At 35.0% G+C, this 13267-nt stretch carries 14 protein-coding genes; 5 read left to right on the top strand and 9 right to left on the bottom strand.

Annotation, left to right across the window (positions count from 1 at the left end; translation table 11 throughout):
- Nucleotides 1–6: 6 nt before the first annotated feature.
- A complete protein-coding gene (locus A9G03_RS11920) occupies nt 7–1116 on the top strand; it encodes a flagellar basal body P-ring protein FlgI (RefSeq protein WP_065633079.1) in 1110 nt (369 codons plus the stop codon).
- 15 nt (nt 1117–1131) lie between these two features.
- A complete protein-coding gene (flgJ, locus tag A9G03_RS11925; RefSeq protein ID WP_065799320.1) occupies nt 1132–2157 on the top strand; it encodes a flagellar assembly peptidoglycan hydrolase FlgJ in 1026 nt (341 codons plus the stop codon).
- Between the two features lie 530 nt (nt 2158–2687).
- Here the strand turns inward: flgJ and flgL are convergent.
- The 8 genes from flgL to A9G03_RS11965 all read right to left on the bottom strand — a co-directional run bounded on the left by flgL (nt 2688) and on the right by A9G03_RS11965 (nt 10103).
- Nucleotides 2688–3635 carry a flagellar hook-associated protein FlgL gene (gene flgL / locus A9G03_RS11930; protein ID WP_065799321.1) on the bottom strand — a complete coding sequence of 316 codons (948 nt, stop codon included), beginning with the start codon at nt 3633–3635 and terminating at the stop codon, nt 2688–2690.
- A gap of 15 nt (nt 3636–3650) precedes the next feature.
- The gene (gene flgK / locus A9G03_RS11935; RefSeq protein ID WP_065799322.1) at nt 3651–5294 is read right to left on the bottom strand and encodes a flagellar hook-associated protein FlgK; all 1644 of its coding nucleotides are present in this window, start codon (nt 5292–5294) and stop codon (nt 3651–3653) included.
- A gap of 143 nt (nt 5295–5437) precedes the next feature.
- The gene (gene motB / locus A9G03_RS11940; RefSeq protein WP_065633059.1) at nt 5438–6334 is read right to left on the bottom strand and encodes a flagellar motor protein MotB; all 897 of its coding nucleotides are present in this window, start codon (nt 6332–6334) and stop codon (nt 5438–5440) included.
- Nucleotides 6331–7221, bottom strand: a complete 891-nt coding sequence (motA, locus tag A9G03_RS11945; RefSeq protein ID WP_065633058.1) for a flagellar motor stator protein MotA — start codon at nt 7219–7221, stop codon at nt 6331–6333. Before motA ends, motB begins: the two co-directional genes overlap by 4 nt.
- 63 nt (nt 7222–7284) lie before the next feature.
- Nucleotides 7285–7890, bottom strand: a complete 606-nt coding sequence (gene flhC / locus A9G03_RS11950) for a flagellar transcriptional regulator FlhC (protein ID WP_065633057.1) — start codon at nt 7888–7890, stop codon at nt 7285–7287.
- A 12-nt stretch (nt 7891–7902) separates the two neighbouring features.
- Nucleotides 7903–8223 carry a flagellar transcriptional regulator FlhD gene (gene flhD, locus A9G03_RS11955; protein ID WP_141671490.1) on the bottom strand — a complete coding sequence of 107 codons (321 nt, stop codon included), beginning with the start codon at nt 8221–8223 and terminating at the stop codon, nt 7903–7905.
- Nucleotides 8224–8401: 178 nt separating this feature from the next.
- Entirely contained in the window at nt 8402–9118 is a 717-nt protein-coding gene (locus A9G03_RS11960; RefSeq protein ID WP_065633055.1) for an RNA polymerase sigma factor FliA, read from the bottom strand.
- Nucleotides 9119–9290: 172 nt separating this feature from the next.
- Complete coding sequence (locus A9G03_RS11965; RefSeq protein ID WP_065633054.1) at nt 9291–10103, bottom strand: flagellin N-terminal helical domain-containing protein; 813 nt, start codon at nt 10101–10103, stop codon at nt 9291–9293.
- Between the two features lie 315 nt (nt 10104–10418).
- On the opposite strand from A9G03_RS11965, the gene fliD reads away from it, so the two are divergent.
- The 3 genes from fliD to A9G03_RS11980 are packed head-to-tail and all read left to right on the top strand — an operon-like array spanning nt 10419 to nt 12600.
- Nucleotides 10419–11852 carry a flagellar filament capping protein FliD gene (fliD, locus tag A9G03_RS11970; protein ID WP_082209462.1) on the top strand — a complete coding sequence of 478 codons (1434 nt, stop codon included), beginning with the start codon at nt 10419–10421 and terminating at the stop codon, nt 11850–11852.
- 9 nt (nt 11853–11861) lie between these two features.
- Nucleotides 11862–12242, top strand: coding sequence for a flagellar export chaperone FliS (gene fliS, locus A9G03_RS11975; RefSeq protein ID WP_065633052.1), 381 nt, complete (start codon nt 11862–11864; stop codon nt 12240–12242).
- A 13-nt stretch (nt 12243–12255) separates the two neighbouring features.
- Nucleotides 12256–12600 carry a hypothetical protein gene (locus A9G03_RS11980; protein WP_065633051.1) on the top strand — a complete coding sequence of 115 codons (345 nt, stop codon included), beginning with the start codon at nt 12256–12258 and terminating at the stop codon, nt 12598–12600.
- Between the two features lie 231 nt (nt 12601–12831).
- Here the strand turns inward: A9G03_RS11980 and fliE are convergent, their stop codons facing one another.
- On the bottom strand, nt 12832–13143 hold the full coding sequence (gene fliE, locus A9G03_RS11985; protein WP_065799345.1) for a flagellar hook-basal body complex protein FliE: 312 nt from the start codon (nt 13141–13143) through the stop codon (nt 12832–12834).
- Nucleotides 13144–13267: the final 124 nt, after the last annotated feature.

Genomic DNA, 13267 nt, shown 5'->3' on the forward strand with positions numbered 1-13267 from the left:
ATTGTTATGCTAAAAAATTTGCGTTTTATTCTCTGTTTTAGTTTGACAATGATCGTAGGTATGCCACTGAGTCATGCTGAGCGTATACGTGATTTAGTCTCTATTCAAGGTGTCAGAGAAAATGCTCTAGTGGGTTATGGTTTGGTTGTGGGGCTTGATGGTACTGGCGATCAAACATCGCAAACCCCATTTACTATTCAAAGTATCACAAATATGCTTTCTCAACTCGGTATTACAGTGCCATCGGGCAGCAACATGCAACTAAAAAATGTGGCTGCGGTGATGGTAACAGCAAAATTACCTTCTTACGCCCGAGTAGGACAGCAAATTGATGTGGTGGTGTCCTCACTGGGTAATGCTAAAAGCTTACGAGGCGGAACATTAATTATGACCCCTTTAAAAGGGGCAGATAATCAAGTCTATGCCATTGCACAGGGAAATCTATTTGTTGGCGGCATGGGCGCAAACAGTAAAAATAGCAGTGTGAGTATTAATCAAATGTCAGGCGCAACCATTCCTAATGGTGCGACAATTGAACGCGAATTGGCAACGCGATTAGATGAACAAAATACAATGTATTTGCATCTAAACCATTTTGATTTTACCCAAGCGTTGAAAATTGCTGATGCGATTAATAAGTTACAAAAAAATACAGCGGTCGCTTTAGATGGGACTACTGTTAGCCTATCTATGCCCAAAGACAGTCAAGCAAGGGTAAAATTTTTATCACAAATTCAAAATTTGGAAATTGGTGTGACGCCAATTTCAGCTAAAGTGGTGATAAATACGCGAACCGGTGTTGTGGTGATGAATCAAAAAGTAAAATTAGATAATTGTGCAGTAGCACATGGTAACTTGTCTGTCGTGGTCAACAATAAACTAAAAGTTAGTCAACCCAACACACCTTTAGCAGGCGGTGCAACTGCAGTTATCCCTGATGATCAAGTCAGTATAACGCAAGATGGTGGGGCACTACATAATCTCGCTTCAGGTACAGATTTGAAACATGTGATTAATTCGCTAAATGTATTAGGCGCGACCCCGACCGAATTGATGTCAATACTGGAAGCATTAAAAACCGCAGGCTGTTTGCATGCAGCATTAGAAACAATTTAAGTTTGAAAATTGAAGATGAATAATAAAATAGGTCAGTCTTTTAATCGTTTTGCTTATGATTTATCGAGTTTGCATCATTTAAAACGAAATGTGACAACGGGGGCAAATGGTAGTATCAAGCAAGTTGCTGAACAATTTGAAACACTTTTTATTAATATGATGATGCAATCAATGCGTAAAGCAGTACCGGAGGGTGGCTTATTTACCAGTGCAGCCACTCAACTGTTTACTTCGATGTTTGATCAGCAAATAGCACAACAATCCGCAGGTAAAGGATTGGGATTAGCCAATATGCTAACTCAACAATTAGCCAAGTCTTCGTCTGATTCAGCCAAGATTAACATGCAGTCTAATAGCAATAATAAACAACCTAATTTAAAATTGGCTCAATCTTTATTTTCTGAAAATACTTCGCATCTTTCACCTCAAGCATTGGGGCAAATGCTCTATCATCAACATAAGACAGACAATGCATCACAACTTAAGTCAAATGAGTTAGCTTTTAACACTTCGCGTCAAGATCTTGATGCTGATCATGTTACGACCTTCGTGCAACAGTGGCTTAAACCCGCTAAGCAAGCATCGGGGGTTTCTGGTATTCCTTATGAAGTTATAATTGCACAAGCAGCATTAGAAACAGGCTGGGGACAAAAGGAAATTAAAACAGAAGATAATGCCACTAGCCACAATTATTTTGGGATTAAAGCAACGCCTGCTTGGAAAGGTAGTTCAACGCGCTTAACCACTCAAGAATTTGTGAATAATCGGATGATAAAAATTCAGGATGAATTCAAAGTTTATAACAGTAAACAACATGCATTGACTGATTATCTCAATTTATTAACTAAAAGCCCTCGTTATCGTGCTGTGGTTAATGCGCCTGATGCTCGCTCCGCTGCTAAAGCATTACAAGCGGCAAATTATGCCACCGATCCAAACTATAGTGATAAACTAATTCAAATTATTGGTCGTATTGAGCAAATTGCCGCAACAATACCATCAATATCGACAAGTGGTTTTAAACAAATCGCTTTTAACTAAGCGCACCTTGGTTGTTGACGCGCGTTGCTATTATCAAAAAGGCGGGTAAACCCGCCTTTAATTTTTAGAGATGTCTTACTGATGATAGTTGCAACAAGTATCATCGCAATAAACTAATTCAAATTATTGGTCGTATTGAGCAAATTGCCGCAACAATACCATCGATATCCACAAGTGGTTTTAAACAAATTGCTTTTAACTAAGCGCACTTTGGTTATTGACGCGAGTTGCTATAATCAAAAAGGCGGGTAAACCCGCCTTTAATTTTTCAAATATGTCTTACTGATGATGGTTGCGACAAGTATCATCGCGATAAACTAATTCAAATTATTGGTCGTATTGAGCAAATTGCCGCAACAATACCATCAATATCGACAAGTGGTTTTAAACCAATCGCTTTTAACTAAGCACACTTTGGTTGTTGACGCGCGTTGCTATAATCAAAAAGGCGGGTAAACCCGCCTTTAATTTTTCAGATATATCTTACTGATGATGGTTGCAACAAAAGTACAACTATTAAAAATAGTTAATTACTTCATTTGAAATAAAGACATACTTTGCATATTCATAAAAGTATATTGTGCAGCTTGTAAATTTGCCTGTAACATTACATAATCTGAAATTGCTTCATACCAGTCGACATCTTCAATTTGACTGATCTGGGTTTCAAATTCAATATCTAAGCTGTCACCTAAAGCGGATAATCTTTCTACTTCTGCTAATACTGTTCCGCCAGCCGCTCTTAATGTTGATATGTTATCAAAAGCATTATCAATCCCTAAACTCGCTTGAGTTAATCCTGCTCGAAATTGCTCAATGGCATCTTCATCGTTATCATCTAACTTCATATTTAATGCATCAAGCGCATAATCCAGGCTGGCAAAGATATCGCTTGGCGCATCAGGTTGGTTTGGATTGGTGCCACTCATAAAGGTTTGTGCACCAGTAAAACTGAGTGAAACTTCGCGCGTTTCATCAATCAAAACGTTAATTTGTGATGTTCCACCCACATAATTGACTTTACCTGATTCGTCGACAACAAATGGTGGCGTGTCGTTTTTATTACCGGCAAATAAATAGTTACCATTGGTATCTTTAGCATTGGCTAATGAAATAAGTTGATCTTTTAATCCTTGTAATTTATTGGCAAGATCTTGGCGGTTTTCGTCATTTAACGTTTCGTTTCCGGCATAAACTAACGTTTCTTGAATGGTTTGAATGACGGTATTAACTTCTTTTAAGATGGTATCTTGTCGGCTTAATGATTTATCAACACTTTCGCGTGCTGCTTGGAATTGATCGTTCTTCGATTGTGCTTGTTTAAGTATCAGTGCTTGTGATGCCCCCATCGGATCATCAGACGGTGATAAAATTTTCTTACCTGTGGCTAAATGTAATCCAGATTTTTGCCATTTATTGTTAGTATTTAAAATACTATTTAAATTTTTTTGATACATTGAATTAGTACTAATTCGCATTATTAAACCCTTTTATCAATTAGCCAAACCTAAGATAGTATCGAATAGTGTTGTTGCAGCATCAATTACTTTTGCGTTCGCTTGATAATACTGCATATAAACCTGCATCGAAATATACTCTTCTTCAATATTAACCCCTGATATAGATTGATTTTGTTCATAAATCTGATCTGTAATATTTTGGTTGGATTGCAGAGAAATTTTGGCAGTATGCGTTTCACTGCCAATATAACTTACTAAGGTGTTGTAAGCGCTGTTTAATGTTTTGGTGCCATTAATTAATTTTTCATTTTGTATCTCTAAAAATTTTGCCACATTACGATTGTCACCAGCACCGTTTTCATCATCGGCAAGCCCAGTAGCAAGTTGATTAACATCTTTTACCAACAATTGTAATGATGAAGCAATATTAGCAACTGGTTTAAGCATAAACGAATCGCCATTAACTGGTGTACCTGTGATTTTTATTGATAAACCATCAAAGTTTAATGCACCATTCTCAACTTGAGGCGTGATTTGCTGATTGTCAGATAATCGCGTTACTATCCAATCACTACCATTAAATTCGATTTTATAATCAGACGCTTTAACATCCTTAACTGATTGATAATCAATGGTTACCGCGGCATTTCCCTGATTTTTAATATTGGCGATACTGCTAGGTGCGTTGTAATCAAATAACTTTTCGCCAGCATTACCATTGATATCAACACCTGACATATGGACTTGATTAAATCTTTCAGCCAAATTCAATGCAATTAAACCTAATTGATTACGTGCTTCTAGGAGTGGTCCATCACGAGAAGTTAATAATCCATTTAATCGGCCTGATGTGATATGTTGACTTGTGAGTTCTTGAGTCGCACCAGAAGGATGAGTGTAAATAATTGTATTTAAAGAAGGGTCATCTGTTGAAGGTTGTACTGATAGTTGATTAACTGATGCACCTTGTACTAAATTTAAACCATTACTAAGCGAAATATTATATTGACCATTTTGTTCGGTGACAGTGATGCCGATAATTTCACTTAATTCATTGACTAGCTGATCGCGCTCATCAAGCAGCGCATTAGGTTGGTTTGCTTCACCCACAGTCTGTAGTTTTGAAATTTTTTGATTTAGTTCTGCAATTTGTTTGGTATAAGCGTTGATTTGATTAACGTTATTGCTTAGTTCAGTATTAATATTGGCAATTTGATTTTTTAAATTTAATTCGGTTTTATTAAATTGATTTACTAGTGAAGTGAGATCGCTAATCACCGTTTGCTTAGTTGCAGCGTCAGCGGCATTTGATGAAAGTTTATTTAAGCTAGAAAATAAATTATTGAGCTGTGATGCAATACTATTTTCATTTTCAGCTAATAAATTATCCACTTTAGATAATTCATTGTAATACGCTTTTATTGAACCATTTTGTGACTGTGCTTGGCGTAATTGTCCAACAACAAATCCATTAAAGGCTCGATTAACAGCACTGACGCACACACCATTACCAACAAAACCAAAACCATATTTAGTACTATTTGCTTGGCTTAAAATTTGTTGTTGACGATTATAACCCGTAGTATGCGCATTACTGATATTATTGCTTATAACATTAAGCATATTTTGTGCTGCATTTAATCCACTAATACCAGTATTCATCAATGAATTTGACATAAAAACTCCCAAATATAGTGTTAGTTAGTCACGCAATAATTAACTAAACGAATATTGTCTATATCGGATTAATTGCTAAAAACTTTAATTATTTTTTGCAAAATTAAACACCGCTGATTTTTGGTAAAACTTTTTATGTTGCATCACTCGGATTGAATTTTTTGTGATTGTTTTAAAAAATCAATACCAGTCATATTATTTTCATCTTCAATATATTGTTGTGCTGATTTATTTAAGATTAAAATACTAATACGACGATTGGCATCATTACTGTAATTTGGTTTATTTAAGCTTACGGTATCAGCCAATCCAATAATACGAATAATTTTGTTTGAATCTAAGCCACCGGCAATCAGTTCTCTTCTTGATGAATTTGCTCTGTCAGCGGATAACTCCCAGTTACTGTAACCTCGATCACCTGTAATATACTGGCGTTCATCGGTGTGGCCTGATAACGTAATTTTGTTAGGTAGTGAATTAATGATTGGTGCTAATGCATTTAAAATTTCTTGCATGTTAGGGTGAATGACAGCACTGCCGACATCAAACATGGGCTTATCATCGCTGGCCAAAATTTGGATTCGTAATCCCATTTCAGTCAATTCTATAATTAAATTTGCCGCTAATTTTTTAAGTCGTGGATCGAGTTCAAATACTTCATTAATTTTGCGTGCGGTTTCTATTAACTGTAATTTTTCGACCTGTTTTTTCTCAGAATCAGTAAGGTCTTGTTGCAAGGTGGTATTGTTTTCTTCCCCTATTTTTTTATGAAAATCATCACCACCGCCAGGTATTGGACTTTCACTATCACTGAGGTTTTTTCCGCCATTTTGTCCCAGTATTAAAGGGGTTCTAAAATATTCAGCAATGCCTTGTAATTCTTGAGGGCTAGCTTTAGCAATTAACCACATGACCAAAAATAGCGCCATCATAGCGGTCATAAAGTCGGCATAGGCGATTTTCCAAGAACCACCATGATGCCCACCACTATGCCCCGATTTTTTTTTAGAGATAATTATTTTTACTGAGTTGTTTTTCATTGTTCACTGTTTTCTGTTTGCTGAGTATTTTTTTCTTTGATTTCTTGTAGGTATTTTTCTAATTCAAAGAAAGAAGGTCTTTCATGAGAAAATATGGTTTTACGTCCAAATTCAATACAAATTTGGGGGGCATAGTCATGCATACTTGCAATTAATATCACTTTGATACATTCCAAGATTTTTACACTGTCGGCGTTCTTTTGTCTTAAAAGTGCAGCTAAAGGCGAAACAAAACCATAGGCGAGCAATATACCTAAAAACGTTCCTACCATCGCGTGAGCAATTAATTCTCCTAACTCGCTCGCCGGCCTGTCAGCTTGTGCTAACGTATTAATAACCCCCATAACGGCTGCAACGATACCAAATGCGGGTAAGCCATCGCCTACACTTGAAATGGCATCGACAGGTTTTTCTAATTCATGTAACTTGGTTTCAATTTCTTCATTCATTAATGCTTCAATTTCGTACACTTCCATGTTGCCACTAATCATTAATCGTAAATAGTCCGTTATAAAATCACAGATTTGAGGATTAGCTAAAATAAGTGGATAAGCTTTAAATAGTTCACTTTCTTTGGGGTTATCAATATCAGCCTCGATAGATAATCCCCCATTTTGGCGAACTTTAGTTAAAATGGTGTACATTAAATTAATCAGGGTTAAGTACAATGTTTTGTTATATTTTGATGTCTTAAATAATTGACCTAACGATTTAAGGGTAGCGAGAATGATTTTTTTTTCATTACTGACAATAAACGCGCCGATAGCCGTTCCGCCGATAATTAGAAATTCTAACGGTTGAAAAAGTACGGCTAAATACCCTCCACTAAGTACATACCCAACTAGGGCAGAAGCGATAACAACGATATATCCTACAATGATGAGCATTGGCTTTCCTTTTTCTCCATAAACTGATCGTGATTAAATATGCTTATTTTTTATAATGTTGATTTAAGCAGTCATTTGTTTTGCAATAATCGAATTAAAACCATTAGGTATTGATAATACTTGTAAGCATTTTGCATGGTTTTCTTTCTGTGTTTTGTTATTTTTTTCTGCCCTTGATGGTGGCTGGCATAAACTACAAATAAAACTATTATGCGGTTGATAAGCATGGGTAATAAATCGCCCTTTACACGCTTTGCAGCATGATTGTTGCATTACATTGCTTTCAACAAATTTGACCAAGATCCAAGCTCTGGTAAGTCCTAAAACCGGCTCTTCATTATAAGACGAGGGACATTGCTCTAAGTACAGTTGGTAGGCTTTTAGAATCGATTGAATGCCAGGTTTAGTACCATGTTTAACCAAAAAGTGATAAGCATTATAAAAAATACTAGAGTGAATATTGGGTTCCCATGTCATAAACCAGGTGGTTGAAAAGGGTAATAATCCTTTAGGCGGTGGACAACCTTGGATCTCTTTATATAATTTGATTAATTTACCACGACTTAAATTGGTTTCGCTTTCCAGCATCTGAATCCTAGCGCCTAGCGAAATTAGTCGGATAGCTAGTTGAACTTCCTTATATTTTTGAATAATACTTGTGCATCTCATCCTAATTTCCTATTACTTATTGATTGAATCTAATAGTAAACTAGATAAAAGAATTCCCGTGTGCATCTGTTTAATGTCACTCACGCGAGATTCTTCCGTTAGTTTTTTCATCATTTCTGAATTTTCAAAACGTAATTTAAATGTTAATTGGTTGGTTTCAGACAACACTAACATTTGAGAAGCACTTAGATTACTAAGCATGTCAGCTGTTTCTTCATCAATGCCTAGTCGATACATCGCCATTACTTTATCTTTTTCAAGCATGCGTTGACTTAGTAGTAATGTTGAAAGATTCAAATGATGTATGCATTTAAGAATATCGTCATCTAATATATTACCCAATTTAATCACCAATCCCTATCCAGTAAAGTTCGCATTAAAAAGTGCGAAATAAATAAATTTTTATTAGAAATATTTTTTTATGCTTAAAATTACATTTTTAAACGAAAAAAATCAATAAAAAAATAATTTCAATTTATTTTCGATTAATTAAATTTTATTTAACTCTTTTTTATAAGCTAATTTTACTTTGTATTCTTTTTATTGCTTGGCTGTGTAATTGGCTGACTCGTGATTCACTAATATCCATAATTTTGCCAATCTCTTTTAAATTGAGCTCTTCTTGATAGTAAAGCGCCAATACCATTTTTTCTTTTTCTGGCAGTTTTTCTATTTGCTCAATAATGATATTACGAATTTCATCGTTAATGATGTTGGAAAATGGTGTGTTATCATCTTGATAATCAATCATCACATCTAGACTATCACCGAGCTTTTTTTGTATTTCGTCGTAAGAATATAGTTGGCTATAATTGGAATCTAACAATATTTTGCGATATTCGCTTAGAGACAGTTGTAAGTAATTGGCAATTTGCTGATCAGTAGGTGCAACACCTAATTGCTGTTCAAGTTGGTGAATTGCCTGAGTGACATCTTTAATTTTTTTGCGTGTTTGTCTAGGTAGCCAATCTCGACTACGTAACTCATCTAACATGGCGCCTTTGATTCGCGGAATGGCAAAGGTTGTAAAAGTATTACCTTGTGATGCATCATAACGTTTTATTGTGTCTAATAAACCGATATAACCAACTTGTAATAAATCATCAAGCTCTACTGTTGTGGGTAAGCGAACTGCTAATTTTAGTGCTTCATTACGAACCAAATGAATATATTTTTGCCAATCAATTTCATTCATTACACCTTGTGAGTTATAAAGGTTATCATTCATTTTATGAACCAATGTAAAAAATGCCTAATGGTATTATGGTGATAATCGGTTAATTTGATGGCGAGAATAGCGTAGTAAATAATAGGTATTTGGCATTATTAGCAATAACGGAAATTAAACCGTTATTGCTAAGTTCAAAATTAGAGTAACCAGAAAATTTTAGATAAAAAACTTATTGTAATAAAGATAGTACTGATTGTGGTACTTGGTTAGCTTGTGCTAATACAGATGTACCTGCTTGTTGTAAAATTTGACCACGCGTCATATTTGATACTTCGGTTGCATAATCAGCATCTTCAATTCGGCTACGTGCAGAACTTAAGTTATTTACTGTGTTATTGATGTTGTTAACAGTTGATTCAAAACGGTTTTGTACCGCACCTAGCTCACCACGTAATGCATCAATTTTTGATAATGCTGCATCAAGCGTTTTTAATGGATCTGCTGTTGGTGTGTCTGATACATTGAAAGCAGCTAGACCTAATTCTGTGCTATCAATTTTTTTCAAATTGATTTCAATGGTTTCGCCGTCATTTGCGCCAACTTGGATTTTTAGTGATTTATCTGCTGACAATACTTTAGAACCATTGAAATCAGTTTGTTTAGATACACGGTCGATCTCTTCTAAACGTTGATCGATTTCGTTTTGGATTGACTCTAAATCGCTTTGTGAGTTAGTGCCGTTTGCTGCTTGAACTGTTAATTCACGAATACGTTGTACGTTGTTATTAATTTCGTTTAATGCACCTTCAGTTGTTTGCGCAAGTGAGATACCATCATTTGCATTACGCGCTGCTTGAGTTAAACCTTTAATGTTTGAAGAAAAACGGTTAGCGATAGCTTGACCTGCTGCGTCATCTTTAGCGCTATTAATACGCATACCAGATGAAAGACGTTCAATAGCTGTGCCAAGCACACTTTGTGAATTGTTAAGGTTATTTTTTGCCATTAAAGACATCGTATTAGTATTAATTACTTGTGCCATTTTTATCTCCTTTAATATTATTAGTAAAATCAACGTTATACTGATTATTAATTCAATATTCTTGCTGACAGATAATGTATCGGTAGTAAAAAAAGAAACTTTAATTTTTTTCTACATTATGGTTGATTTTACTCAGTTTTAATGGCGATTTTTGTTAGGTAAATTGATATAAATCATTTAATTAAATTATTTTTTATGTTTTATAAAATCGCACCGTTTTTATTATGTCTCGATAAAATTTCAAACCTGATTAAACTTTTTAGTAAGTTAGCCGATATAAAACTTATCGAATAATTGTTATAGGTTGATCAGATAATGGCAATGAGTGTGTTAGGTATCGGTTCAGGAATCGATCTTAATGAAGTTTTAAATCAATTAGAGTCTGTTGAAAAAACACGTTTGACTCCAATTAAATCACAACAAAAAGCGGTTAATGCCAAAATTAGTGGATTTGGTAAGTTAAAAAGTGCGTTGACGGCATTTAATTCAGCCACCGAAAAATTGCAGAAAAAAGATTTATTTCAAAGCAAAATAGCAACTAGCAATGATAGTTATTTTACAGCTAAAGTAAATAGTCAGGCACAATCAGGTAATTATGCTGTAAGCGTTGAGCAATTAGCGACTTCGCATAGCGTTGCAACAACGTCAATTAATGATAAAAATATGGGCTTAGGGAGTGATAGTGAAAGCCGCACAGTGACCATTAAGCAAGCTAATGGTAGTGAACTTAATATTGAGTTATCTAAAGACGAAACTTCGCTTGAGTCAATTGCTAATGCAATTAATCACGCCAAAGTAACTAATGCTGATGGTAGCACGAGTGAATCGACGATGAATGCAGCCGTTGTTCGTTCAGGTACGGGGAGTTATCAGTTAGTGATCACCGCTAAAGAGACTGGGGAACAACAGACTATTACGTCCATTTCGTCAGATGATGAGCAGTTAAATAACATAATTGGCTTTGACTATAATCAAAAAGATAATGCTAATATGACTGAAGTTTGCCAAGCGCAAGATGCTAAGTTTACTTTTAATGGTATTGCCATTACCAGCGCTTCAAATACTGTTAAAGATGTGGTTGCTGGCATTGATATCACCTTAAAGGCAACGACTACAACTAGCGAAAATTTAACTATAACGGCTGATAACGAAAAAGCCGAAGAAGCCATTAAACAGTGGGTTGAGGCATTTAATCAATTACAATCAACCATATCGAGCTTGACTAAATTTACCGCAAAAGAGGCCAATTCCGAAGAGTTAGATAGTAATAATGGACCGCTCATTGGTGATTCTACTTTACGTAATATCGATCAAAGTATTCGTTCAATTTTTGCAAAAGGGCAAGCTGGGGAATTTTCGGTTTTAGCACAAATTGGTGTCAATATGGATAATAATGGTTCATTAACTATCAACCAAACTCAATTACAAAAAGTGCTGAGTGAAAATAGTGAAGCTGTTGCTGAGTTGTTTATTGGTGATGGTCAAAATAGCGGTATCGCTAATGAGGTTTTCGCTAAGATTAGTGGATTTATTGATAATGACGGTATGATTGATTCTGCAACGAATGGCTTAAATTCGACATTAAAATCATTAGATAAGCGTTATGAACAAGTGAATAACTCAATTGAACAAACTGTTGAACGCTATCGAGTACAATTTACTAAGTTGGATGTTTTAATCAGCTCGTTAGATAGCATGAGTAACTATTTATCTACTCAATTTGACATGATGGCCAATTTAAAAAAATAGGAATACCCGATGTATAAAGTTGGTTCTGATGCTTATCAGCAAGTGAATTTAGAAACTCAAGTTAGTCAGGCGTCCCCTCATCAATTGATTGTATTACTGTTTGATGGTGCACTTAACGCTATTCGCTTGGCCAGTCTACACATTGAACGAGGCAATATTGCCGGTAAAGGCGCAGCAATTTCAAAAGCCATTAATATCATTGATAATGGCTTGAAAAGTTGTTTAGATCTAGAACAAGGTGGCGAAATTGCTGAAAATCTAGATCGCTTATATCACTATATGACCCAACAATTGGTGCTAGCAAATTTGCATAATGATAGGCAAAAATTACAAACTTGCTTTGATTTACTTGATAATATTGCAGAGTCTTGGCGCGAGATTGCCAGATAAAAAGGAATAGAATGTGAAAACATCTTTATTAGAACAATATGAACAACTTAATTATGTCACAGAACAAATGCTTATCAATGCGCGTGATGAAAATTGGGATCTATTGTTAACTTGGCAAGCTAAATATCATCAATTAACGAAAGCAATTATGCAGGCCGATGATCTCACTGCTGTTGATAAAATACCTTTAAAACAAAAAGATATATTTAGTATGTATATAAAAAATATTCATAGCTATCAACAGCAAATTAGTCAATTAATTATTTATCGTCATGCTCAATTAAAAGAGTTAATTGGCGAACAAGTCGATTATCAAACAAAGCTTGATAGCTATCAAAAAATCGCAAGTTTAATTTAGATTGCCTTATTAGCTTTAGTTTTATTAATAAAATACGGTTAAATATAACTATGTTGAGCAAAATAGTGATATTGTTGGCCAGTGATTTTTAGTTATGATAAGTGATATTGCAATCACTTATCAGATGTTTGAATCTTATTTAGCGTTACTTACAACCGCTTATAGTAATATGACGAGCTGTGAGTCATGCTAAACCTGTTAAATTGAAGATAGCATAGACAATTACATCATTTAAACATTCATGTTCATGACTTCTTGATAGGCAGCAACGAGTTTATTACGCACTTGAATACCAAATTGAAGTGAAACCGAAGATTTTTGCATATTAACCATCACTTCATTTAACGTTATGTTGGGCTTTCCTTGTTCAAAAGCTTGTGCTTGATTATGGGCCTGAATTTGTGTTTGGCTAATGTGATCGAGTGCCATTTTTAATGCCGCAGTAAAATCAGATTGTGCGCTCTTTGATTGGTTGTTTATTGTGGAGTTGGTTTGATTAAAATCAACTAGAAACGTATTGTTAATTGTATTTAGCGTGTTCATGGCGTTAAAAGTCATCTCTTCTTAACTTGCTCAATATGTGATTGAATTTAACATACAACCTTAAATCTAAATGCCACAAGTAAGGGGTAAAGCATTTGCTTTTTTAGCTATTGATTTTTTTAAA

Origin of the sequence: Gilliamella sp. wkB171, from assembly GCF_001693755.1 — a bacterium.
Taxonomy (GTDB): domain Bacteria; phylum Pseudomonadota; class Gammaproteobacteria; order Enterobacterales; family Orbaceae; genus Gilliamella; species Gilliamella apicola_F.

Coding starts and splice junctions, on each gene's coding strand:
- A9G03_RS11920 (WP_065633079.1), top strand. CDS start 7: ATGCTAAAAAATTTGCGTTTTATTCTCTGTTTTAGTTTGACAATGATC.
- flgJ (WP_065799320.1), top strand. CDS start 1,132: ATGAATAATAAAATAGGTCAGTCTTTTAATCGTTTTGCTTATGATTTA.
- flgL (WP_065799321.1), bottom strand. CDS start 3,635: ATGCGAATTAGTACTAATTCAATGTATCAAAAAAATTTAAATAGTATT.
- flgK (WP_065799322.1), bottom strand. CDS start 5,294: ATGTCAAATTCATTGATGAATACTGGTATTAGTGGATTAAATGCAGCA.
- motB (WP_065633059.1), bottom strand. CDS start 6,334: ATGAAAAACAACTCAGTAAAAATAATTATCTCTAAAAAAAAATCGGGG.
- motA (WP_065633058.1), bottom strand. CDS start 7,221: ATGCTCATCATTGTAGGATATATCGTTGTTATCGCTTCTGCCCTAGTT.
- flhC (WP_065633057.1), bottom strand. CDS start 7,890: ATGAGATGCACAAGTATTATTCAAAAATATAAGGAAGTTCAACTAGCT.
- A9G03_RS11960 (WP_065633055.1), bottom strand. CDS start 9,118: ATGAATGATAACCTTTATAACTCACAAGGTGTAATGAATGAAATTGAT.
- A9G03_RS11965 (WP_065633054.1), bottom strand. CDS start 10,103: ATGGCACAAGTAATTAATACTAATACGATGTCTTTAATGGCAAAAAAT.
- fliD (WP_082209462.1), top strand. CDS start 10,419: ATGGCAATGAGTGTGTTAGGTATCGGTTCAGGAATCGATCTTAATGAA.
- fliS (WP_065633052.1), top strand. CDS start 11,862: ATGTATAAAGTTGGTTCTGATGCTTATCAGCAAGTGAATTTAGAAACT.
- fliE (WP_065799345.1), bottom strand. CDS start 13,143: ATGAACACGCTAAATACAATTAACAATACGTTTCTAGTTGATTTTAAT.